The sequence below is a fragment of the Streptomyces odontomachicola genome (assembly GCF_039605595.1).
GTDB lineage: Bacteria > Actinomycetota > Actinomycetes > Streptomycetales > Streptomycetaceae > Streptomyces.
The window spans coordinates 36545-58095 of sequence record NZ_JBCFOK010000006.1; the positions used below are offsets into that span (position 1 = coordinate 36545).

General features: G+C 73.6%; 17 protein-coding genes. 10 read left to right on the plus strand and 7 right to left on the minus strand.

The features are described from left to right. Nucleotides 1-264 precede the first annotated feature (264 nt). Nucleotides 265-3420 (minus strand): AfsR/SARP family transcriptional regulator, encoded by a 3156-nt coding sequence (locus tag ABEE00_RS12585; protein WP_345745482.1) that lies wholly within the window; start codon nt 3418-3420, stop codon nt 265-267. Nucleotides 3421-3683: 263 nt separating this feature from the next. Between ABEE00_RS12585 and ABEE00_RS12590 the strand changes: the two genes are divergently transcribed. Continuing rightward, complete coding sequence (locus ABEE00_RS12590) at nt 3684-6095, plus strand: ATP-binding protein (protein ID WP_345745483.1); 2412 nt, start codon at nt 3684-3686, stop codon at nt 6093-6095. On the opposite strand, the gene ABEE00_RS12595 is transcribed toward ABEE00_RS12590, so the two are convergent. Together ABEE00_RS12595 and ABEE00_RS12600 are read right to left on the minus strand one after the other, a co-directional pair. Beyond that, nucleotides 6046-6519, minus strand: coding sequence for a hypothetical protein (locus ABEE00_RS12595; RefSeq protein ID WP_345745484.1), 474 nt, complete (start codon nt 6517-6519; stop codon nt 6046-6048). The genes ABEE00_RS12590 and ABEE00_RS12595 overlap by 50 nt on opposite strands. Continuing rightward, nucleotides 6516-7760: a hypothetical protein gene (locus tag ABEE00_RS12600; RefSeq protein ID WP_345745485.1), complete on the minus strand. Its 1245-nt coding sequence runs from the start codon at nt 7758-7760 to the stop codon at nt 6516-6518. Before ABEE00_RS12600 ends, ABEE00_RS12595 begins: the two co-directional genes overlap by 4 nt. A 179-nt stretch (nt 7761-7939) precedes the next feature. Here ABEE00_RS12600 and ABEE00_RS12605 point away from each other — a divergent pair, with 179 nt between their 5' ends. From ABEE00_RS12605 to ABEE00_RS12620, 4 genes are all read left to right on the plus strand, one after another. Next, nucleotides 7940-9151: a zinc-dependent alcohol dehydrogenase gene (locus tag ABEE00_RS12605; protein ID WP_345745486.1), complete on the plus strand. Its 1212-nt coding sequence runs from the start codon at nt 7940-7942 to the stop codon at nt 9149-9151. 111 nt (nt 9152-9262) lie between these two features. After that, complete coding sequence (locus tag ABEE00_RS12610; protein WP_345745487.1) at nt 9263-9592, plus strand: plasmid stabilization protein; 330 nt, start codon at nt 9263-9265, stop codon at nt 9590-9592. 84 nt (nt 9593-9676) lie between these two features. After that, nucleotides 9677-10510, plus strand: a complete 834-nt coding sequence (locus ABEE00_RS12615; RefSeq protein WP_345745488.1) for an IclR family transcriptional regulator — start codon at nt 9677-9679, stop codon at nt 10508-10510. 139 nt (nt 10511-10649) lie between these two features. Then, nucleotides 10650-10973 carry a putative quinol monooxygenase gene (locus tag ABEE00_RS12620; protein ID WP_345745489.1) on the plus strand — a complete coding sequence of 108 codons (324 nt, stop codon included), beginning with the start codon at nt 10650-10652 and terminating at the stop codon, nt 10971-10973. A gap of 309 nt (nt 10974-11282) precedes the next feature. On the opposite strand, the gene ABEE00_RS12625 is transcribed toward ABEE00_RS12620, so the two are convergent. Beyond that, nucleotides 11283-12761 carry a dihydrolipoyl dehydrogenase family protein gene (locus ABEE00_RS12625; RefSeq protein ID WP_345745490.1) on the minus strand — a complete coding sequence of 493 codons (1479 nt, stop codon included), beginning with the start codon at nt 12759-12761 and terminating at the stop codon, nt 11283-11285. Nucleotides 12762-13142: 381 nt separating this feature from the next. On the opposite strand from ABEE00_RS12625, the gene ABEE00_RS12630 reads away from it, so the two are divergent. The 3 genes from ABEE00_RS12630 (at nt 13143) to ABEE00_RS12640 (ending at nt 16803) form a co-directional block, all read left to right on the plus strand. Beyond that, nucleotides 13143-14258, plus strand: coding sequence for a tetratricopeptide repeat protein (locus ABEE00_RS12630; RefSeq protein WP_345745491.1), 1116 nt, complete (start codon nt 13143-13145; stop codon nt 14256-14258). Next, the gene (locus ABEE00_RS12635; RefSeq protein ID WP_345745492.1) at nt 14255-15406 is read left to right on the plus strand and encodes a polyprenyl synthetase family protein; all 1152 of its coding nucleotides are present in this window, start codon (nt 14255-14257) and stop codon (nt 15404-15406) included. The genes ABEE00_RS12630 and ABEE00_RS12635 overlap by 4 nt, the downstream gene beginning before the upstream one ends. 92 nt (nt 15407-15498) lie before the next feature. Then, complete coding sequence (locus tag ABEE00_RS12640) at nt 15499-16803, plus strand: sensor histidine kinase (protein ID WP_345745493.1); 1305 nt, start codon at nt 15499-15501, stop codon at nt 16801-16803. Here ABEE00_RS12640 and ABEE00_RS12645 read toward each other — a convergent pair. From ABEE00_RS12645 to ABEE00_RS12655, 3 genes are read right to left on the minus strand one after another with little or no spacing between them, the layout of a single operon-like run. After that, on the minus strand, nt 16772-17092 hold the full coding sequence (locus ABEE00_RS12645) for a hypothetical protein (RefSeq protein WP_345745494.1): 321 nt from the start codon (nt 17090-17092) through the stop codon (nt 16772-16774). The two genes, ABEE00_RS12640 and ABEE00_RS12645, sit on opposite strands and share 32 nt — an antisense overlap. Continuing rightward, the gene (locus ABEE00_RS12650) at nt 17089-18597 is read right to left on the minus strand and encodes an FAD-binding oxidoreductase (protein WP_345745495.1); all 1509 of its coding nucleotides are present in this window, start codon (nt 18595-18597) and stop codon (nt 17089-17091) included. The genes ABEE00_RS12645 and ABEE00_RS12650 overlap by 4 nt, the downstream gene beginning before the upstream one ends. Next, on the minus strand, nt 18594-19901 hold the full coding sequence (locus ABEE00_RS12655; protein WP_345745496.1) for a (Fe-S)-binding protein: 1308 nt from the start codon (nt 19899-19901) through the stop codon (nt 18594-18596). Before ABEE00_RS12655 ends, ABEE00_RS12650 begins: the two co-directional genes overlap by 4 nt. Nucleotides 19902-20159: 258 nt before the next feature. On the opposite strand from ABEE00_RS12655, the gene ABEE00_RS12660 reads away from it, so the two are divergent. Both ABEE00_RS12660 and ABEE00_RS12665 read left to right on the plus strand, forming a co-directional pair. After that, the gene (locus ABEE00_RS12660) at nt 20160-20846 is read left to right on the plus strand and encodes a hypothetical protein (protein ID WP_345745497.1); all 687 of its coding nucleotides are present in this window, start codon (nt 20160-20162) and stop codon (nt 20844-20846) included. A gap of 121 nt (nt 20847-20967) precedes the next feature. After that, nucleotides 20968-21498, plus strand: coding sequence for a DUF5709 domain-containing protein (locus ABEE00_RS12665; protein ID WP_345745498.1), 531 nt, complete (start codon nt 20968-20970; stop codon nt 21496-21498). Nucleotides 21499-21551: the final 53 nt, after the last annotated feature.

A 21551-nucleotide genomic window follows, 5' to 3' on the forward strand; every position in this document is an offset into this window, starting at 1 on the left:
CGTCGCGAAGAGTCCGACGGTCATCCACATTACGCGCTTGACGCAACGGGGCACTGCTATCACGGGCGTACTCCTGTCGAATTTGTCATGGCAAAGTGAGTACGCGGAAGATCTCCGCGCTGTGATCATCCGAGATCTCAGCATGGATCACCGCTCCGCAGCAAGAGCATGCAAGGAGAAGGTGGTTGCGCGAGGTGCCGGCGTGCGCCCCTTGCCGGGAGCGGGAGTTGGGGGCCGAATTATTGACGCCGCGTCCAAGTCACTCTAGCCGGATTCCGGACCGCCCGGTTCCGCGGAGAGCGCGCGGGCTTGGTCGCGTAGTTGCCGCGCCTCGACGGCGCTGCCGCCGTCATCGTGGAACTCGGCCAGCGCCCGCAGCGCCTCGGCCTCTTGGCTGTGGGCCCCCAGGCGCCGGGCGGCGGCGAGTGCCGCGGCGAGGTGCTCGGCCGCGCGTGCGCAGCGGCCCGTCGCCGCCTCCGCGCGCCCCAAGTCCCGCAGCACCTGGGCCTCTTCGTGCGCAGCGCCGATCTTCCGGGTCAGCTTCAGCGCGGCGGCGTGGTGGGGGAGGGCCTCCTCGTGGCGTCCTGCTCGGTGCAGGGAACTGCCGATGCCGTGCTGGATGATCGCCTCGCTGTGCAGATCTCCCGCGCTGCGCAAGGGCGGCAGCGCTTCGCGGTAGAGGTGCAGCGCCTCCCCGATGCGTCCTGCTGACCGGAGAGTGCCGGCCAGGTTCATCTGCAGCGTGGCGAATTCGCTCTGACTTCCCGTCCGCCGGGACAGCGTCATGGCCTCTCGGTATGCGCGCTCTGCCGCTACCAGATCGCCCGTCTTCTGTTGTATTTCTCCGATGTTGTTGAGCGTGCGGAACTGGCCGCGCAGGTCCTCGATTTCCCGGAATCGCGTAAGTGCTTCCGCAAATGCCGTTGACGATTCGCTGTCCCGGTCCAGATGCAGCAGCATAATTCCCAGAAGGTTGAAGCTCCTGGCCTGCTGCACCCGTTGTTCCTCTCTGCTGCGCAGCCGGATTGCTCCGCGCAGTCGGGAGAGCCCCTCCTGATATCGCCCCGTGCGCCAGTAAGCGATGGCGAGCTGGTGCAGGGCCTCGGCCTCCGCCTCGCTCTCGTGGAGAGCACGCCCCAGTTCCAGCGCTTCGTACGCCGCCTGCTCGGCCTCTTCGCAGTCGCCGGCGTGCCCGCATACGGAGGCGAGATCGAGGAGCGCCCGGACGAGTGCATGACGGTCGTCTGTTCCTCGCCAATGGTGCACGGACTGCCGGAGCAGCGGAAGCGCGGTGGCGAGATATCCCTCGGTGTCGAGGAAGCTCGCCAGTACGTGCGTGAACAGGGCCAGCCGTTCCGGAGTCCCCTGGGCGCGCGTGTGGTCCAGGACGGCGAGCAGATTGGGCCCCTCCGTGACGAACCACTGCTGAGCAGCGGCGTAACCACCGGTGTGTGCCCGGGCGTGCTCCGTCCGGCAGGCGCCGGCCGCGGCGTCCTCGGGCATGTCTATGCGGACGCGGAAGGAGAAGAGCTGCCGGTCGGCACGGTCCGCGCTGCGCAGGTAGTGATCCGCCAGCCTGCGCACCGTCGACCGGTCCTCGTACTCGTCGGCGAGAGACGTGGCGTATTCGCGCAGCAGATCGTGCATGCGATAGCGGTCGGCCGAGGCCTCGAAAACGAGGTGACAGGTGAACAGTTCGTCCAGGACACGGTCGGTTTCGGCGGGCGGGAATCCGGTGAGAGCGGTTGCGGCCTCCGGCGAGAACTCCGGGCCGATGTGCAGTCCCAGGCGCCGGAAGGCCTGCTGCCCGGTCGGGGACAAGGTCCGATAGGACAGCTCGATGGCCTGCGCCATCGCCTTGTCGCCATCCCGTATTTCGGGGATGCGAGCGGTCCTGGCGCTCAGCCGCTCCAGAAGATCGGAAACCTTCCAGGACGGCCGGGACAGGAAGCGGCCCGCGACGAGTTCGATGGCGAAGGGGATGTGATTGCACAGACGCGTGATGTGTGCCGCCTGTACCGGTGTGGGTGCGCGGTCATCTCCGATGCGGCGCCGGAGAAGCGCCACGGCGTCGTTCTGCGGCAATACGTCGAGGGAGACAGGGCGCACATCGGGAAGCCCCGTGAGCCTGCGCCGGCTCGTGACGATGACCAGAGAGGAAGAGGTGCCGGGGAGCAGCGGGGCCACCTGCTCGACCCCGGCCGCGTCGTCCAGGATGATCACGGCGCGCCGGTCCCGCACCGCGGACCGCCAGTACGCCGTGAGCCGCGCGAGGTCCTGGGGAATCGCCTCGGTGGGCGTGCCCAGATGGCGGAGCAGCTCGGACAGGGCCGCGGCCGGGGTCAGCGGGGGCTGTCCCGGCGCGTGGCCGCGGAGGTCCACGAGGATCCGCCCGTCGGGGTACCGCTCGTGGAGCTGGTACGCGGCATGCACCGCGAGGGAGGTCTTGCCGACGCCCGGCATGCCGTCGATGGCTTCAAGCCTTCCGACGGGCTCCGGGCCCGGGGAGGGGCCGGGCAAAGCCTCGACGAGCCGCCGCAGTTCGTCGCGGCGCCCGACCCAGGACACGTCGCGGGGCAGGTTGTCCGGCACGGCAGGGGCGGGCAGCGACTGAAGGTCCGCCGGCGGTTCCGGGGACCTCGCCGCCGCGGGAAGCAGCGAGGCAGCGGGTGCGTGGTTGAGGATTCCCTCGTGTATGCGGCGCAGTTCCTCGCCCGGTTCGGCCCCGAGTTCGCGCAGCAGCGCACGCCGTGTGTGCTGGAGGAGCCGGGTGGCCTCGGAGCCGCGGCCGCATCCGTACAGGGCGACCGCCAGCAGCCCGGCGACCGACTCGTCCAGCGGGCTGTATTCGGCGAGCGGCCGCAGTTCGGCGATGGAGTCGGCGAAGCGGCCCTGGGACAGGGTGATCTCGGCCCGCAGCACGGTGGCCGCCACACGCTTCTCCGCGGCCGTCGCCCGTACGTGCTCGGCCCATGAACCGCCGAGGCCGGCCAGGGGCTCGCCGCCCCAGACACCGGCCGCCTCCTCCAGCGCGAGCAGCGCGCGCCCCGTCTCGCCGGCGGCGTGAAGGGTGTGGGACTGCTCGATGAGGCGCAGGTAGTGGCACAGGTCGACGGTGTCCGGGTCCGCTTCCAGTGCGTACGTGTGCGTGCGGTTGGTCAGCGCGGGCGCGGCGTCCCCACCCACCTCGTACAGGGTCTTGCGGATGCGTGAGAGGTAGGAGCGGAGCGCATTGCGCGGCTCGTCCGGCAGGTCCTCGTCCCAGATGCGGCGTGTGAGCGTGTCCACGCTCACCGGGCGTCCCGCGTCCCAGGCCAGCGCGGCCAGCGCGGAGCGCTCCTTGGGCGGACCGAGGTCGCACCGCCGGTCTCCGGCCCGTATGCCGACCGGGCCGAGCAGGGTGATCCGGAAATCCGTCACCAGCGCCTCCCGACCCCTCGACCGGCGCGGCTCCTTCGGTGCAGAGAGTGACACGTACCTCCGAAGGTAGCCAGAATCGCTTCGTCAATGACTGAAACAAGCGCCTCACGGAACGGACTTGGTCGGACCGTCACGGGTTCGGGTAGAGGCAGCAGGAGCAGGCAGTGATGTGGCGTATGCCCGTGTCACGGTACTGCCGGACCTCGAAAGCCCCTGTGGCCCCGGGGCCCGTCGCATACTCCCGAAGGGCGTGAGGAGCACCCGTGCCGGAATCCGATGTGGCTGCGGAGCTGTTATCGGCCATGACCGACTGCGGCACGGACGCCGACCGCGGAACGGATGAGCCGGTCGCCTGGCGGGAGCTGGGCGGAATCGTTGCGCCGCTGGCAGCGGCGGACCCGGCCGTGGCCGAAGCGTGGGACGCGCTCAGCGGTACGCGTCGTGAGCCCGCACAACTGGGCCGCCTCGCAGAGGTGTTGGCGCAGAAGGCGGCAGCGGACCCTTCGGTGGCAACGGAGCTGCGGCGTTGGGCGCGGCTGCACGGCACCGGCGGGACCCTGCCCGCTGACGATGCGGCGCGCCAGTCCTCCGTGATCGGCGGCGCCGCCCGGGTGCACGGCCCGGTGGTGCAGGCCAGGGACATCACGGGCGGGGTGCATCTCCACGCGGCGACGCGCCCGGACAGGCCCGTACCGCGCCAACTTCCGCCGGAGCGCGGTCACTTCGTGAACCGGGAAGAGGATGAGTGCGCGCTCGACCGGCTGCGGGCCGGCAGGCCCGCCGGTGCTCCGCAGCTCTTGGTGGTCAGCGGAACGGCGGGCGTGGGGAAGACCGCGCTCGTCGCACGATGGCTGCGCGCGCATGCCGAGGAGTTCCCCGACGGGCAGCTCTACGCCGATCTGGGGGCGCATGCGGCGGCAGGTCCGGTGGAGCCCGGCGATGTGCTGGAGCAGTTCCTGAGGGCGCTCGGCGCCGATACGGTGCCGGGGGCCCTCCCCGAACGCGCGGCGCTGTGGCGGTCGTTGACCTCCGACCTGCGGGTGGCGCTGATGCTCGACGACGCCTTCACCGCGGCCCAGGTGCGCCCGCTGCTCCCCGCGTCCCCGCACAGCCTCGTGGTCGCCGTCGGCCGCAGCCACCTGACGGGACTGCTGGTCGACGGCGCCGCGCTGCACCAGCTCGACGTGCTCGCTCCGGACGCCGCCGTCGAGCTCCTCGCGCGGGGCGGCGGAGGGGACCGGGTCGGCCGCGACCTCGGCGCGGCTCGCGACGTGGTCGCGCTCTGCGCGTGCCTGCCGCTCGCCGTGTGCCTGGCGGCGGCCCAGCTCGCGGTGCATCCGCGGCAGCCCGTGGCGCAGTTGGCCGGGGCGCTCTCGCACGGCCCGGGCCCGCTGGAGGCGCTGCGTTCCGAAGGGGAGGCGGGTGTGCGTGCCGCGCTCGACGAGTCGTACAGGCTGCTGCCGCCCGTGGAGGCCGCCGTCTACCGGCGCCTGGGCGTGCTGCCGTCACCCGAGTACGACCTGGACATGGCTGCGGCCGCCGGCGGAGTGCCGCCCGGCGAAACGGTCCTGGCCGTGCGGTCCCTGGTGGAGGCCAACCTGCTGGAGGAGACCGGCAGGGGAACGTACCGCTTCCACGATCTCGTACGGGCGCACGCCGGGCAGCGCGCGCTGGCCGAGGACTCCGAAGGGGAACGGCAGGAGACCGTCCGGCGGTTCGCGGACTGGTGCCTGCACACGGCCACCGCGGCCGAGTCGCTGCTCTCGCCCAGCCACCGGACCCTGCCGCGCACCTATGCGGAGCCACCGGAGCCCGGCACCGGCTTCGAGGACTCCGCCGCGGCCCTGTCCTGGCTGAAGACGCACCGCGACGCGCTCATGGGCGCGCTGCGGCACAGCGCGGAGGCCGGATGGGACAGCACCTGCTGGCAGTTGGCCGACGCCATGTGGCCGCTGTTCCTCCGCCTCCGTCCCGCCGATCTGTGGGTCGAGGCGCATGAGCTGGGCCTTGCCGCGGCACGCCGCGCGGGCGACCGGGCGGGCGAGAACAGGATGCTGACCTCCGGCGGCGCTGGCCTGCGCAACGCGGGCCGTCATACGGAGGCCGCCGAGTGGTACGCACAGGCACTGCGCCACGCGGAAGAGGACGGCGGCGCGCGCGAACAGGCGCAGGCGCTCAACGGACTGGGCAACGCACACCTGCGCACCGGGCGGCTGGACGCGGCGGAGTCCGCCTTTTCCCGCGCGCTCGCCCTCCGGGAGTCCATCGGGTACGTCCGGGGCGCCGCGCTCTCCCGCGTGTGCCTGGGAGAGACGGCGCAGGCACGGGGCGACGAGGAGGCCGCCGTCGCCTTCTTCACCCGTGCCCGCGCCGAACTCCTGAAGGAGGGCGACGCGTACGACGCCGCGCGAGCGCTCGCCCTGCTAGGACAGGCCAGGTCGGACGGCGGCGACCCCGCGGGCGGGGCCGCGCATCTCCGGCAAGCCCTGGAGGACTTCCGGGCACTGGGTTCCCGGCACTGGGAGGCCCGCGCACTGGAGATGCTCGGCCGCGCCGCGTGGCAGAGCGGCGACCAGGACGCGGCGCGCGACAGCTATGCCCAAGCCCTCGCGCTCTACCGCCAGTTCAGCCCCGCCGACGCGGAGCGGCTGGACGAACGGCTCGGCGGGTTCTGACCGCCGGGCGCCGGTGCACCACGTGCAGCACGACCGGTCTGCCGTCCGCGTACAGGGTCACGGTGTGCAGGTCCCCGCACCGGCCACCCGCCACCAACCAGTCGTGCAGGGCCGAGGCGAGCACGTGGGTGCTGCTCGGGCCCCGGGGCGCGATGAGCAGCGGTCCGCCGCGTACGCTCAGGCAGCACGCCCCGCCGCGGACCGGCACCGCGGCGACGAGACAGCCAGGGTGACGCGCCAGCAGTACCGCCACGCGGCGGCGCGCGGCGCCCGCGGGGAGCGACGTGGTGGAGGCCAGCACATCGGCGTACGGGGTCCAGCGCGCGGAGCCCGTGGCATCGGGATCGACACTCAGGTGCGGCGGGGACGAAGCCGCGTACCGGACTGCCGGCGACGCCATGCGCTGCGGCGCGTGCTCGCTCATCGGCGCACCTCCGCCGAGTGGATCTCGAAGTCGTCCAGCGGCGGTGGAACCGGGACCGGTGGAGCGGATGCCGGGTAGGCCGGCTCGCCCAGCCGCAGCAGGCGGTACATCAGCGTCCGCATGTGGCGGTGGAAGCAGCCGGGCGCCGAGGACAGCAGGCGGGCCACCGGCGCATAGCGCTCAGGGCGGTGCTCCTCGGCGGCGTACCTGAGCTGGTCGGCGAGCGGATGCATCGGGGAGAGCGCGGGCGCGCACGCGGCCAGCCGGTCGGCGAGCGAGTCCGGCACGGTGGCGCGGTCCGCGCAGTGCGTCAGCAGGAGCGGCACGCCGGTGAGCGTGCTGTAGGCGGTGACCGAGCCGTGGTCGCCGATGACGTGGTCCGCCGCGATCAGCGGGGCCTGCCAGTCGGCCCCCGGCGGCAGCAGCGCCAGCCGCCCGCGGCCGCCCGCTGCGAGCCACCCGCGGATCTGCCGTTCGCCGTGCCCCGCCCACACATTGGGGTGCAGCGAGACGACGATGCGGTATTCCGGCGGGAGTTCGCCGAGCACCTGCGGCAACAGGGTGCCGAACCCGCCGAGCGAGCCGGTCGGCCCCCACGTCGAGGTGACCATCACCAGGCGCTGCCCCGGACGGATGCCCAGAGCGCGTCGGAACTCCTCCCTCCGCGGCAGGTTCGCCACGAGCCGGTCGTGGCACGGATCGCCCACCACCGTCGCCGCGTGCAGCGCCTCCGGGCAGGTGCGGGCCAGCGCCTCGAGGTCCCGCCGGTGCGACAGGGCGATCGCCGCGGGCACGGGCCTGTCGCCGTGCACCAGGTTCTCGCGGCTGAGCATCCTCGGAACGCGGGAAGGGGCGGGCGCTCCGGCGTCCGGCGCCCGCAGCGGCTTGTTGTGCCCCGCGCCGTGCGCGAGCCGGACCAGCGGCGCCCTGAGCCGCTCGATCCCCCGTGAGCCCGCGGACAGCGCCAGGTCGAACGGCGTGCGCAGCGCCAGGTCCCACGGCACCGCCGCGGCACCGAGGTCCTGCAGGTGCCGGGCCACGCCGCGGCCGAAGGCGTGCGGCGCGGCGGTGAACAGGACCTGGATGCGCAGATCGGGTTCGAGCAGCGCGAACGCGTCCCGCAGCCGCTGCGCGTAGGTCAGCGTGTGCACCAGGACCAGGACCCTCTTGCAGCCCCTCACGGTGAGCCACTGGTTCTGCTGGAGCAGCGCCGACCGTGCTTCTTCGTGGTCAGCAGACATGACATCCCCCCATGTATGCCGGTTGCGGTGAAACCGGTGGGTGGCTGCCCGGCGCCGCGCGCGGATTGGTTGCGGCGGGCTTGCAGAACCCTTGCGGCCCGTTTCCCGCGCGCGCCGCGTCATGACTGCGTACCGCGCCCGCGGGTACCCGGCGCCCACCCCCGGGAGGTGAGGCCGAGATGAAGGCAGTCGTGTGGCACGGCAAGCGGGATGTGCGGGTCGAGGACGCGGCGGACCCCGGGCTGCGGGAGCCGACGGACGCGGTCGTGCGGATCACGTCCAGTGGGCTGTGCGGTTCGGATCTGCACCTGTACGAGGTGCTCACGCCGCTCATGACGCCCGGCGACATCCTGGGACACGAACCCATGGGCGTGGTGGAGGAAGTCGGCAGCGGGGTGCCGCACCTCGCTCCCGGCGACCGCGTCGTGGTGCCCTTCCAGATCGCCTGCGGTGACTGCTACATGTGCGACCGCGGGCTCCAGACCCAGTGCGAGACCACGCAGGTGCGCGAACAGGGCAGCGGGGCCGCGCTGTTCGGCTACACGAAGCTGTACGGCTCGGTGCCCGGCGCGCAGGCCGAGTACCTGCGCGTGCCGCAGGCGCACTACGGCCCCGTGAAGGTGCCGGAGGGGCCGCCGGACGACCGGTTCCTCTTCCTCTCCGACGTGCTGCCCACCGCCTGGCAGGCCGTCGAGTACGCGGAGCTGCCCAAGGGCGGCACCCTCGTGGTGCTCGGGCTCGGGCCGATCGGCGACATGGCCTGCCGCATCGCGCTGGAGCACGGCGCCGGCAAGGTCATCGGCGTCGACCTCGTACCGGAGCGGCTGCGCCGGGTGCGCGAGCGGGGCGCCGAGACGCTCGATCTGAGCGCGGTCGACGATCTGGGCGATGCCGTACGGGAGATGACCGCGGGGCGCGGCGCCGACTCCGTCATCGACGCGGTCGGGCTGGAGGCGCACGGCAGCCCCGGCGGCAAGGCCCTCCAGACGCTCGGCGGCATGCTGCCCGGCAAGCTCGCCGAGAAGGCGATCGCGACGGCGGGGGTGGACCGCCTCGCCGCGCTGTACCAGGCCATCGACCTCGTACGCCGCGGCGGCACCATCTCGCTGTCCGGCGTGTACGGCGGGGCGGCCGACCCGCTGCCGCTGCTCACCCTCTTCGACAAGCAGGTCACGCTGCGCATGGGCCAGGCCAACGTGAAGCGCTGGATCCCCGACATCATGCCGCTGCTGAGCGGCGACGACGTGCTGGGCGTGGACGAATTCGCCACCCACCACCTGCCGTTGGGCGAGGCGGCGAAGGCGTACGACATGTTCCAGAAGAAGGCCGACGGCGCGGTGAAGATCGTGCTGCGCCCGGATGCCACGGCGTCCGCGTCCCCCGCTGGCTGACCCCGCGGCCCGGCCGAACGATGGACGGGGCCGGAGGAACGAAGTCCCCGCCCGGCGGACGGGCCGCGTGCCCGCCCGCACCACTCGACAGAACGACGGAGGCACATCGCCATGCCCGCAGGAGCGAACGCCAAGCGCGAGCGGCAGTACGAGCACATCAAGGAGAGCCAGAGGGAGCGGGGCGCCTCCAAGGAGCGCGCCAAGGAGATCGCGTCCCGCACCGTGAACAAGGAGCGCGCCCAGAGCGGCGAGTCCCGCAAGGCCAGCCGCACCTCGGTCAAGGACAAGCCCGCGCCGAAGCGGGGCGGCGAGCGTTCGGGCAAGGGCCAGGGCCCGGTGAGCCCGACCCGCGACCAGCTCTACAACGAGGCCAAGCAGCGCGGCATCGAGGGCCGCTCCAAGATGAACAAGCGGCAGCTCGAGCGCGCGCTCGGCCACTGACACCGGCCGACTCGGCCACTGAGCGCGGCAGGGGCGCCGGACGCTTCCGGGGCGGCGGCGCGGGCGTGCGACGGTGGGGGAGAATTGTCCGTCGCCGTACGCGACCCACGCCCCGCACCCCGGAAGGAGCCGGCCATTCCCGCCTCAGCAGCCACCGGGCCGCAGTCCGTCGACCGCGCCCTGGACGCCCTCGACGCCGTGGCCGCCTCGCCGCACCCGGTCACCGCCAAGGCACTGGCCCGGCACCTGGGCTGCGCGCTGTCCACCGCGTACAGCGTGCTCGGCGCGCTCACCGAGCGCGGGCACCTGGCGCGCAGCGGGGGCGGCTTCATCCTCGGGCCGCGCGTGCCCGCGCTGCACCGCGCGTACCAGCGGCACATGGAGGTCGGCCAGGACGTGCGTGACCTGCTCGGACACGTGCGGCGCAGCACCGGGGCCGAGGCGTACCTCAGCACCTACCGGGGCGGCGAGGTCACCGTGCTGGACAGCACGGCGCCCGCGGTGGAGGGCAGCGACCCCTTCGCGGTGGGCCGCGACCGCAGCGCGCACGCGACCGCGCACGGCAAGGTGCTGCTCGCCGCGCTGCCCGGCGCCGCGCGCCGCCGCTACCTCGCCGAGCACGGCATGGCGCGGATGACCGAGCGCACCATCACCGACCCGGCGCGCTTCGAGCGGGAGGCGGAGCGGGTGCACCGGGACGGGGTGGCCGTCTCGGTGGGCGAGTTCGACCTCGGGCTCACGTGCGTGGCGGTGCCGCTGCCCGGGAGCGGTCCCGGAGCGGGGTACGCGGGTACGGGGCCGGGCGCGGCGGCGCAGGCGCTGTCCGTCTCGCTGCCCACGGTCGCCTTCAAGGACCGCGCGCCGCAGCTCATCAGCACGCTGGGGCGGGCGGCGGAGCGGTACGCGGCGCAGGCGTAGCACCGGAGGCACCAGGAGCACCGTGGGGCGATTTTCCGGCAGCGCCGGAATCCGCCGCGTGGGATTCTGCGCGCGCGGCGCGGCCGCGCCACGATGGCGTACCGCAACATCCGTCACAGCAGACAGCCGAGGAGCCGTCGTGATCTTCATCGCCGTCAAGTTCACCGTGCGCGCCGAGCACGCCGACAGCTGGCTCGACCACGTGCACGACTTCACCGAGGCCACCCGCGCCGAGCCCGGCAACGTGTTCTTCGAGTGGTCCCGCAGCGTGGACAACCCGCACCAGTACGTGCTGCTGGAGGGCTTCGCCTCGCCGGCCGCCGGTGAGGAGCACGTGAAGTCGGAGCACTTCCAGACCGCCATCGAGCTCATGTCGGGCCTGGTCGCCACGACCCCCGACATCATCAACTTCGACGCCCCGGTCGACGGCTGGCAGAAGATGGCCGAGGTCACCCCGAAGTGAGGCACGCTGCGCCGTGCTCGCGCCGGTGAGCGTGGCCGCGCAGCGCACCGGCCGCCGGCCGCTCCCGCGCGTGGTCGCTCCGCGCCGCGGCGGGCAGCGAGCCGGCGGCCGCTTCCCCCTCGTGCCTCGCGAGCACCCTGCGATGCAGCGTCCTGCGATGCTCCGTGCCTCCGGCCGCCGGAGGCACGGAGCATCGCAGGATCGGCCGGGGCGGCCCCGCAGGCCGTAGGCCTGAATTCCGCCGCGGCGGAAGGCGACCGGACGCGGACCCGTTCGGCGGTGGCAGCGTGACGTGCCCCGACCCCGGTCCTAACCCCTGTACTCCTCCAGGAACCGCAACCAGATCTCGCTGATCGTCGGATACGCCGGGACCGCGTGCCACAGGCGGTCCAACGGGATCTCCCCGGCGATCGCCAGGGTCGCGGAGTGGAGGAGTTCGCTGACGCCGGGGCCGGCGAAGGTGGCGCCGACGACCACCTCGCGGTCCAGGTCCACGATCATGCGCGCGCGGCCGCGGTAGCCGTCGGCGAACAGTGCCGCGCCGGCCACGTTGCCCAGGTCGTAGTCCACGACCCGGGTGCGCAGCCCGCGCGCCTCGGCCTCGGCAGCGGTCAGCCCCGCCGAGGCCACCTCGGGATCGGTGAACACCACCTGCGGCACCGCGTCGTGATCGGCGGTCGCCGCGTGCGCGCCCCACCGGTCGGTCTCCAGCAGCGGCACCCCCGCGGCGCGCGCCGCGATCGCCGCGCCCGCGATGCGCGCCTGGTACTTGCCCTGGTGGGTGAGCAGTGCGCGGCCGTTGGCGTCGCCGACCGCGTACAGCCAGCCGCCCTGCACGTCCTCCACCCGGCAACTGTCGTCCACCGACAGGAAGTTGCCCGCGTCGGCGCCCACCGTGTCCAGGCCGATGTCGTCGGTGCGCGGCACGCGGCCGGTGGCGAACAGCACCTCGTCGACGACCAGCCGCGCGCCGTCGCTGAGCGTCAGGGTCACCGGGCGGTCGGGGACGGGCCGGTCCAGATGCTCGACCGACACCCCGGTCAGCACGCAGGCACCCGCCTCCGCCAGCGCCTCGGCCACCAGCTTCCCGGCGAACGGCTCCATCTTCGGCAGCAGCCCGTCGCCTCGTACCAGCACCGTCACCTCGGAGCCCAACGCGCGCCAGGCGGTGGCCATTTCGGCGCCCACCACGCCGCCGCCGACCACGGCGAGCCGCCCGGGAACCTCCTGCGCCGAGGTCGCCTCCCTGCTCGTCCACGGCTGCGCCTCGGCGATGCCGGGCAGCCCGGGCAGCGCCGCGCGGCTCCCGGTGCAGACCGCCACGGCGTGCCGCGCCTCCAGCGCCGTACGGCTGCCGTCGGCCCCGGTCACCACCACGCGGCGCGGACCGTCCAGCCTGCCGTGCCCCCGTACGAGGTCGATGCCGGCGCCCTCCAGCCAGGACACCTGCCCCTCGTCCTTCCACTGCGAGGCGAAGCCGTCGCGCCGCTCCAGGACGGCCTTCGCGTCCAGCGCGCCGGTCACGGCCTGCGCGGAGCCCGCGACCCGGCGCGCGTCGGCCCGCGCGGCGACCGGGCGCAGCAGGGCCTTGCTCGGCATGCAGGCCCAGTACGAGCACTCGCCGCCGACCAGTTCGCGTTCGACGATCACGGTGCTGAGCCCGGCCGCGTGCGCGCGCTCGGCGACGTTCTCGCCCACGGGGCCCGCGCCGATGACGATCACGTCGTAGGCACGCGCCGCGCCCCCGGCGTCCTCCGCTGTGCCCGGCGTGTCCTCGGAACGGCTCATCTCGACCTCCGGAATCGCGTGACGGATGCGCCCCCGCACCCGTCCCGGTTTCCCGCACTCGGCGGCTACGCACCATCCTTCCTGGCTCGGGCCGCGCCGTCCTGCGCACAAAGCGCCGGAGGAGAAAAACAGAAACCTGTGCGAACGGAGTCAACCTCCGGGGCGAACTCCGCGTCCTTGATCCATAGCGGCACCCCCGCGGTCCTCACCGACCGGCCGCATCACGGGTCCTGCTCCGCAGAACAGGAGAAACCTGTGGCGACGCGGAACTATGCACGCCATGTATACGTCCAGTGCATAGTGAGTCGCACATGCTCCGGCGACTCACTGGGCTCGGGCGACGCAGGACCGAGACAGCAGCGGCACAGCAGAAAGGGCTTCATGTACAGCAAGGCATCCGCCCCCGAATACCAGGGCGCACTCGGCTCGCTGTCGGTGAACTCCTCGCTGGAGGACGTGCTCGCGCGCGGCACCGAGCAGTTGCGGGCAGCGCGGCGCGAGGGCTCCCGCGAGGAGATGGCGCGCTGCGGCCTGGCCGTCGCCGAGGCGCACCGCAGACTGGGCCAGGTCGAGGAGGCCGACCAGGCGTGGAAGGCGAGTTACCGCGACGCGCGCGCCGCAGGCGCCACCGGCGCCATGGCCTGGGCCGTTTGGAGCGGCGGCACCCTGGCGCGGCAGCGCGGCGACCTCCGGCTGGCCTTCCGGCTGCTCGGCCTGGCGGCCCGGCTCGCCAAGGAGGGCGACGACGTCGTGGCCCGCGGCTATTCGCTGGCCGGCATGGCCGAGACCGGCCGCATCCAGGGGGACTACCAGGCCGTCGGCGAGCTGCACGAGCAGCTCCTCGCCGAGGCGCGCAAGCGCGGCGAGGCCCGGCACACCGTCTGGGCCCTGGAGGGCATAGCCCAGATGCACCGCAACACCGGGGAGTACGACAAGGCGCTCGCCATGTTCCGCGAGGCGGCGCAGATCGCGCGCGACGCGGACGACCGGCGCGGGCACGCCTGGGCGCTGCGCGGCGTGGCCGACATCCTCTCCGTACGCGGCGACGACCCGCAGCCCGCGCTCGACCTGCTCTCCGAGGCCGAGGCGATATGCCGCGAGATGAACCTGACCAGCGCACTCGCCTACAACCACAAGATGCGCGGCAACGTCTTCTTCCGCGCCGGGCGGTACGAGGAGGCGCGCGGGATGTACGAGGGCGCGCTCGGGCAGTTCCGCGGGATGAGCGAGCCGCGCGGCGAGGCCCTCTCCAGGCTCGGCCTCGTCAAGTCCCTCGCGCACCTGGGCAGGGACCCCGAGCAGACCGCGGCCGACCTGCGCGCGCTGCGCGCCGAGCTGGACCGCATCGGGCTGCGGCACGCCCGCGACATGGTCGACAAGGCGCAGGCCGAGCTGGGCGTGGAGCCCCGCGCGCAGGAGGCTGCCTCCGACGCGAAGCCGAAGCACCCGGAGATGCCGGCCGAGGCGCACGCCGAGCCCGTGGGAGCGATGCGATGACCGCGCCCTCCGAGACGACGAACCCGCCCCTCGCGGACGCGGCGCCCCAGACCGGCGCGCCCCAGACCGCCGCGCCGCACCGCCCCCATCAGCCCGACGCACGAGCCGACGCACGACCCGACGCCCCCGAGGTGCTGGAGCGGTGCCGTGACCTCGTACGGCCGGCGCTGGCCGAGGCGGTGCGGCGGGTGCACCCGTATCCCGGCGAGATGACCGCCTATTCGCTGGGTTGGTGCGCGGTCGGCGGCACCCCGGAGCCGGGGCCGCGTGCCGAGGGCAAGGGCGTGCGCCAGGCGCTCGCGGTGCTCGGCGCCGAGGCGGCCGGGGCACCCGGCGACACCGGCGTCCCCGCTGCCGTCGCCGTCGAACTCGTCCATCTCTTCTCGCTGTTGCACGACGACGTCATGGACGGCGACGAGATGCGCAGGCAGCGGCCCACGGCCTGGAAGGCGTACGGCACGGGGCCCGCCGTGCTGGCGGGCGACGCGCTGTTCGCGCAGGCCGTCGAGCTGCTCGCGGAGACGCCCGGCACACAGGGCGGCGCCGCGGTCCGCCGGCTCGCCGCCGCGCTCGGCGACCTGGTGCGCGGCCAGTCCGACGACCTGCTCTTCGAGAGCCGCCCGTGGAGGGGCCCCGAGGCGGTGAGCCCGGGGGAGTACCGCACGATGGCGGAGAACAAGACCGGCGCCCTCCTCGGTTCCGCCATGGCGCTCGGCGCCGTGCTCGCCGGGGCGCCCGCCTCCGTCGCCGACGGACTCGACAGCGCGGGGCGGCACTTGGGGATCGCGTTCCAGGCGGTCGACGACCTGCTCGGGATCTGGGGCGACCCGGCGGCCACGGGCAAGCCCGTGCACAACGACCTGCGGCAGGCCAAGAAGACCTATCCGGTGCTCAGCGCGCTGGAGGACGGGGGCCCTGCGGCGCAGCGGCTCGGCACGCTGCTCGGTTCCGCGCAGCCGCTGGACGCCACCGCAGCGCGCACCGCAGCGGGGCTCGTCGAGGAGGCCGGCGGCCGCACCGCGGCGCTGCGCGAGGCGCGGGCCCAGCTCGACGCGGCGCGCGGCTGCCTCGCCGCGCTGCCCCTGGAGCGCGCGGCGGTTCAGGACGTGCAGGCGCTGCTGCCCTTCCTGATCGACCGCAGCGTGTGAAGGGTCCTCCGGCGGGGGTTCCGCACGGTGCGCCCCCGCCGGGAGGCCGGGCGGGGGCGGAGACCGCCGCCGGGTTGCCTACCCTCGTAGGGGTGATCGACAAGAGCAGCGCGGACGGCGCGAGAACGGCAGCGGGCACGGGCCCCGCGCACCTGGCGGGACACCCGGCGGAGCACCGCCAGGTGACGGGCCGGACCGCCGCGGGCGGCGCACCCCTCTGGGCGCGCCGCGCCTGGCGGTGGCTGCGCCGCCCGGTGGTCTCGGACGTGCTGGTGACGGCCGTTGAGGTGTTCCTCGCGGTGACCAGCAGCGTGAAGAACCCGATGATGGGGCCCTTCGGCACGCCGTGGATGAACCATGTGCTCGCGGCCGTCCTCGCGCTCGCGCTGCTCGCCAGGCGCCGCTGGCCCGGCGGCGTCGCGGTGGTGGCGATGGGCGGCCACCTGCTGCACTCCACGTTGTTCAGCCCGCTCTTCGCCTTCTACGCGGTCGGCGCCTACCGCGGACCGCGCAACCGCCTGGTCACCTGGGGCACGGCGGGCCTGGGCCTGCTGGCCTTCGCGCCGTGGGGCTACTTCACACACCTCACGCTCGGCGTCTTCTTCAACTGGGTCATGTTCGGCTTCGCCGTCCAGGTGCTGCTGCCCCTGGTGATCGGCCTGTACGTGGGGGCCAGGCGCGCCGTGCTCGCCGGGCTCGTGGAGCGCGCCGAACGGGCCGAGCGCGAGCAGCTCCTGCTCGCCGAGGCGGCGCGGGTCGAGGAGCGCACGCGCATCGCGGGGGAGATGCACGACGTGGTCTCCCACCAGGTGAGCCTCATGGTCGTGCACGCCAACGCGCTGGAGGCGATCGCGCACGACCCGGACACCACGAAGGAGGCGGCGGCCACCATCCGCACGGCCGGGCGCCAGGCGCTCGACGAACTGCGCGAGATGATCGGGGTGTTGCGCAGCACGCCGGGAGAGGACAAGGGCGAGGAGGCCGACGCGCCCCAGACGCTGCGGGACCGCGTCGCCGCGATGGTGGACTCCTCGCGCGCCGCGGGACTGCACGCCGAGCTGCTGGTCGAGGGCGAGCCCCGGGCGCTGCCCGACCCCGCCGAGCGCGCCGCGCACCGGGTGGTGCAGGAGGGGCTCACCAACGTGCACAAGCACGCGCCGGGTTCCGACGCGCAGGTGCGGCTCGACTACGGGGTGGGGGAGCTGCGGGTGACCGTGGCCAACTCGCGCCCCGGGCCCAAGAGTGCCGGGGAGCCCCTGCTGCCCAGCGGCGGCCACGGCCTCATCGGGCTCGGCGAACGGGTGCGCCTCGCCGGGGGCACCATGACCTCGGGCCCGCGCCCCGACGGCGGCTTCGAGATCGCCATCAGCCTTCCCGCGCCGCAGGACCCGGAGTAGCGCCAGGGTCCTGCGGGGCGGGGCCGTCCGGCGCGTCGAGCCCGTCCAGGAGCTCTTGCCCCGAGATCACCCGCGCTGCCCAGTGCCGGTGCATCCACTCCAGGTGGCCGGCCCGGCTTGCGGCGATCCGGAGCGTGTCCCAGTTGGGGAAGACCTGCTGGGCCACGTGCACCGTCATCAGCCGCGGGTCCACCTCGAAGAGGTGCGGGAAGCGCTCCACCGCGACCTCGCTGGCACGCCGCGCGGGCGGAGGGGTGTGCTCGTCCTCGTACCGATAGCCGCTCATCATGCCTCCCCCTCCTCGTACGCGCGGTCCAGCCCGTACTTGCCCGGGTTCATGATGCCGTTCGGGTCCAGCGCGCGCTTCACGCCGAGCATCACGTCGTAGCCGCCGCCCAGTTCGAGGGGTACGAGGTCCACCTCGCCCTCGCGGCAGGAGCCGTGGCACGCGGAGATGGAGCCGCCGTGCGCGAGGGCGACGGCGGCGATCTCGCGCTTGGCCTCCACCCACGCGGCCCACGCCGCGTCGTCCAGCTCCTGCTCCCAGATGCCGACGTCGATCTCGGTCAGATAGTCGACGCCGGTGTCCGCGCTGGTGTAGCAGAACATGCCCCAGTCGTCGAAGATCCCGTGCCGCTCGCGGAGCCTCCGTACGATCCCGTGCCACTCGCGGCGTACCGCGGGCAGCCGTGTCCAGTTGATCGCCGCGTCCTCGCAGTGCCAGCTCATCGGGACCACCTGGCCCTCGCGCGTGCGGCCGTGCAGCGGCGTCGCGTAGCGGTCGTGCCGTGCCGCCCAGTCGCCCTGCGAGATCTCGTCGCCCAGATAGCGGGCGCCCGCGTCCCGCGCGGTGCGCATCAACCGGCGCCCACCTGCGCGTACTTCGTCCTCGTTCCCGTAGGCGACCGCGCACACCAGGGCCTTCACGTCGGCCGGCTGCGGGATGTACGCCTCGTCGTCCCGGCGCAGGTAGTCCACCTTCCACTCGTCGAAGAGCACCGCTCCCGCGAAGGTCGCCACCCCGGCGTGCGCCAGCCGCTGTACGCAGCGGTGCGCCGCGTCGTAGTCGGCGAACGCCCAGAATGGCGAGAATTCGGCCTCGGGTTTCGGATACAGCTTCAGCGTCGCGCGGGTCGCGATCCCGAGCGTGCCCTGGTGGCCCATGAACAGGTGCTTGAGCTGGTAGCCGCTGGAGCTCTTGGACACCTTGGCGCCGCCGCCGTCGCCGACCCGGATCAACTTCCCGGTGGGCAGGACCAGTTCGAAGCTCAGCACCAGGTCCCTGGAGTGCCCGTACCGCGACCCCACCAGCGACCACCCGCTCGTCCCGATCCGCCCGCCGACCAGCGAACACGGGTAGGACGCCGGGTCGTCGGGATAGATGAGGCCGTGCGGCGCCAGCACCTCGTTCAGCTTGAGCATGCTGATGCCGGTGCCCACCGTGCACGTGCGGTTGTCGGTGTCGATCTCCTCGACCGCGTTCATCCGCTTGACGTCCACCACGATGCCGCGGCGCTCGGGCACAGCGCCGTCGGTGAGCCCCGTGCCGCCGTCCCGCGGCACGATCGGGATGCGGTGCGCGTTCGCGATCCGCACGACCTCGGCGACCTCCTCGCCCGACCCCGGCAGCACCACCAGATCCGGCACACGCTCCCGCCACCTGTGTACGGGGAAGGGCGCGGGCACCCTGGCCCGGTTCATTCGCGCGGTCTTCGAGGTCAGCACGTGTTCCCCGCCGAGTACGCAGGTCAGCTCGGCCAGCACGCGGTCGGAGAGCTGCGGCGCGGCGGTCATCGCGCACCCCCTCCCGTGCTCCCGCCGGCCTCGATGCCCAGCGACTCCGCGAGCAGTTCGTGCAGGTCCACCACGTCGATCGCGCGCTCGGCCCCCGCCTCCGACAGCGGCCGCTCCGACCAGGGGCAGGCCGAGACCAGCGTGTCCACCTCCAGCTCGGCGGCCTTCTCCATGCGCGAGGCACTGATCCGGGCGGTCAACTCCGGCTTCTCGACCGGCAGTCCGCCGCCCGCGCCCGAGCAGTACGACCACTGCGTCACCCGGTCCACATCGCGGAAGGCCAGCCCCGGGATCGCCCGCAGGATCGCGCGCGGCTCCTCCCACACGCCCTTCCGCTTATTGAGGCGGCACGGATCGTGGTAGGTCACGGTGCGCTCGACCGGCACGCTCGGGGTGAGGGTCCCGTCCGCGATCAATTCGGCGAGCAGCTCCACCACCAGCACCACCTCGATGTCGAAGTCCTCGCCGAAGTAGGCCGCGTAGTCCTCTGTAAATGTCACGTAGTCATGCGGGTCCAGCACCAGGACGCGCCGCGTGCCGCTCGCCCGCCAGTCCGCGAGGTTGTGCTCGGCGAACCGCCGCGCCTGGTCCCGGTACCCCATCTCCGCCGCGGGCCCGCCGCAGCACCACTGCTCGCGCATCAACCCGAAGTCCACGCCCGCGAGTTGCAGCACCTGGGCCACCGCCCGCGGCACCGACGTACGGAAGAACGCCGCCTCGCAGTCCACGAACAGCACGGTCTCGCCGCCGACGGGAAGGCCGAGCCCCGCGGCCCAGTCCCGTACGTGCGCCTGGTCCACGGGTACGTCGCCGAGCACGGGCTCGTGGGAGCGCTGCTCCGTGAGCGCGTTCCAGCGCCGGTATCCGGGCTGGTGCACCCCCTCGTCCACGGCGAGCGCCCGCATCTGCTTGACGAGGTCGACGGTGCGCGTGCGGAAGCGGTAGAAGTCGCCGGTGAAGAGGGTGTTGGGGCAGCGCAGTTCGCAGGCGCCGCACTGGGTGCAGTTCACGAAGTCCTCGGCGACGTCCTCCACGGACAGCTCGCCCTGCTCCATCGCCACCACGTCGGCGTGGAAGGCCGTGGGCGTCCAGGACTCGTTCCGCGTCACCTGCATCACGGGGCACACCTCGCGGCAGAACTTGTGCCCCGAGGAGAAGCAGCCGTACGCGGCGTTCCGCCAGTCGGCGATGAACTCGGCGGTCACGGGGGAGCGGTGACCCCCGTGGTGTTCCCCGCCGTCCGCCGCGGGTACCCCGGCCTCCTCGGGGCCCGCGGGCTCGGCGGCCGGTTCGTGTCCGGTCATCTTCGACGCCTCCACGCTGGTAGCGGCCGGGACCGTACGGATTCGCGAACGTATGGCCTCCCGCCTCCTCCGGCAAGGGGTCGCGAAATGGCCCCGCACCGGCCCGTACGCCCGCCCCCGCGGCCCTCGGGCGGACGTGCGGCACGCGTACGGAGGAGTCGCGACAGCCCGATTGGCGGAACGCCCGCCGCCGCGCCCCCTCGTTGGCACAGGAGAGATCGAAAACCGAACGCACGACACAGATGGAGGCACGACGCGATGAGCAAGCGGCAGAAGGGACGGAAGCACCGCACGGTGAACCGCACGCCCCGCCCGGCAGGCCCCGGACGCGAACGCGCGCGCGAGCCGGAGCGGACCGCGGCCACCACGGCACAGGCCACCACGGCACAGGCCACCACGGCACAGGCCACCACGGCACAGGCCACCACGGCACCGGCCACCACGGCACCGGCCCCCGCCCACGCGGGCGGCGGAGAGCGCCCGGCACCCCCGGGCACGGCGAAGGCGCAGGCCACGGCCCGGGACACGACACCGGCCCAGGCCACGAAACCGGCCTCCTCCACGACACCGGCGCAGGGCGCCCCGGGCGAGCGCACCAAGGCCGAAGCCGCCCCCGCAGGAGCCGCCGCCGGGACGGCCGCCGGGGCCGCCTCCGGCGGTGAGCAGTACGCGCCCGTCTTCACCAGCCCCGCCAAGGAAGGGGGACTGGGCAGGACGGCGGCCCGTACGTGGGAGGCGCTGGGCGAGAGCGGCGAAGGCGGCAGCACGGCCGAGGAGCTCAGCGGCAGCGCGGGCTACACCCCCGCGACCGTGCGCAAGCATCTGTCGGGGCTGGCCCGTTACGGGCTGGCCGAGCAGCGCGGCGACCGCTGGTACCCCACGGACAGGAGCCAGTGGGACGCGGTGCCCGCCGACCGCAGCCCGGCGGGTTCGGCGGCCGGCTGACCCGCGCTCCGGCCCCGGCGCGGGCTCCCGCAGCGCCCCGCCCTCCGCGCGGCCCGGGCCCCGGACCGCGAGCACGGCCGCGGACTGGCACCCTGGAGTGAAGGAGACCCTGGAGGCGGACGTGGACGGCGACTCAGTGTTCGGGGACGAGGTCTACCAGCCCGACGGGTCCGAGGTGCAGGACGACGAGGGACTGCTGGATGCCGAGGACACCCTCCTCACCGACAGTCTCGGCGCACCCCAGGACCCCTACGACCTGGGCTATGCGCCACCCGACCGGCCGCTCGGCGCGGAGCACTACGGCGACACCGCCGCCGAGCGGGAACGCGGCGAATCGCTGGACCAGCACCTCGCCGAGGAGGAGCCGGACGTCGTGGTGCCGGACGGCGACGGCGCCGACGACGGATGGACCCCCGACGGCGAGCCGCTGGACCCGGAGTGGACCGATCCCGAGGGCGACCGCGAGGAGGCGGCGCGGGTGCGGGCCGGCCATCTGGTCTCGCCCGACGAGGGCCTGGAGGCGGACGAGGAGAGCGAGTTGATCGCCTCCGACGACGGCAGCGGCGAGACGGCGGCCTCCGAGGAGGAGGCCGCCGTCCAGCGCATCGCCGAGGAGTACGAGAACGGCTACCGGGAGCGCGAGGCGGGCTGAGGCGGTACGCCGCCCCGGCCCCGCCCCGCTCCCGGACCGCCCGTCAGGCCGCT

What these genes read in the sequence shown, in the direction of transcription:
- ABEE00_RS12595 (WP_345745484.1), bottom strand. Translation starts at nt 6,519, where the DNA reads ATGAGCGAGCACGCGCCGCAGCGCATGGCGTCGCCGGCAGTCCGGTAC.
- ABEE00_RS12600 (WP_345745485.1), bottom strand. Translation starts at nt 7,760, where the DNA reads ATGTCTGCTGACCACGAAGAAGCACGGTCGGCGCTGCTCCAGCAGAAC.
- ABEE00_RS12605 (WP_345745486.1), top strand. Translation starts at nt 7,940, where the DNA reads ATGAAGGCAGTCGTGTGGCACGGCAAGCGGGATGTGCGGGTCGAGGAC.
- ABEE00_RS12610 (WP_345745487.1), top strand. Translation starts at nt 9,263, where the DNA reads ATGCCCGCAGGAGCGAACGCCAAGCGCGAGCGGCAGTACGAGCACATC.
- ABEE00_RS12625 (WP_345745490.1), bottom strand. Translation starts at nt 12,761, where the DNA reads ATGAGCCGTTCCGAGGACACGCCGGGCACAGCGGAGGACGCCGGGGGC.
- ABEE00_RS12630 (WP_345745491.1), top strand. Translation starts at nt 13,143, where the DNA reads ATGTACAGCAAGGCATCCGCCCCCGAATACCAGGGCGCACTCGGCTCG.
- ABEE00_RS12635 (WP_345745492.1), top strand. Translation starts at nt 14,255, where the DNA reads ATGACCGCGCCCTCCGAGACGACGAACCCGCCCCTCGCGGACGCGGCG.
- ABEE00_RS12645 (WP_345745494.1), bottom strand. Translation starts at nt 17,092, where the DNA reads ATGATGAGCGGCTATCGGTACGAGGACGAGCACACCCCTCCGCCCGCG.
- ABEE00_RS12650 (WP_345745495.1), bottom strand. Translation starts at nt 18,597, where the DNA reads ATGACCGCCGCGCCGCAGCTCTCCGACCGCGTGCTGGCCGAGCTGACC.
- ABEE00_RS12655 (WP_345745496.1), bottom strand. Translation starts at nt 19,901, where the DNA reads ATGACCGGACACGAACCGGCCGCCGAGCCCGCGGGCCCCGAGGAGGCC.
- ABEE00_RS12660 (WP_345745497.1), top strand. Translation starts at nt 20,160, where the DNA reads ATGAGCAAGCGGCAGAAGGGACGGAAGCACCGCACGGTGAACCGCACG.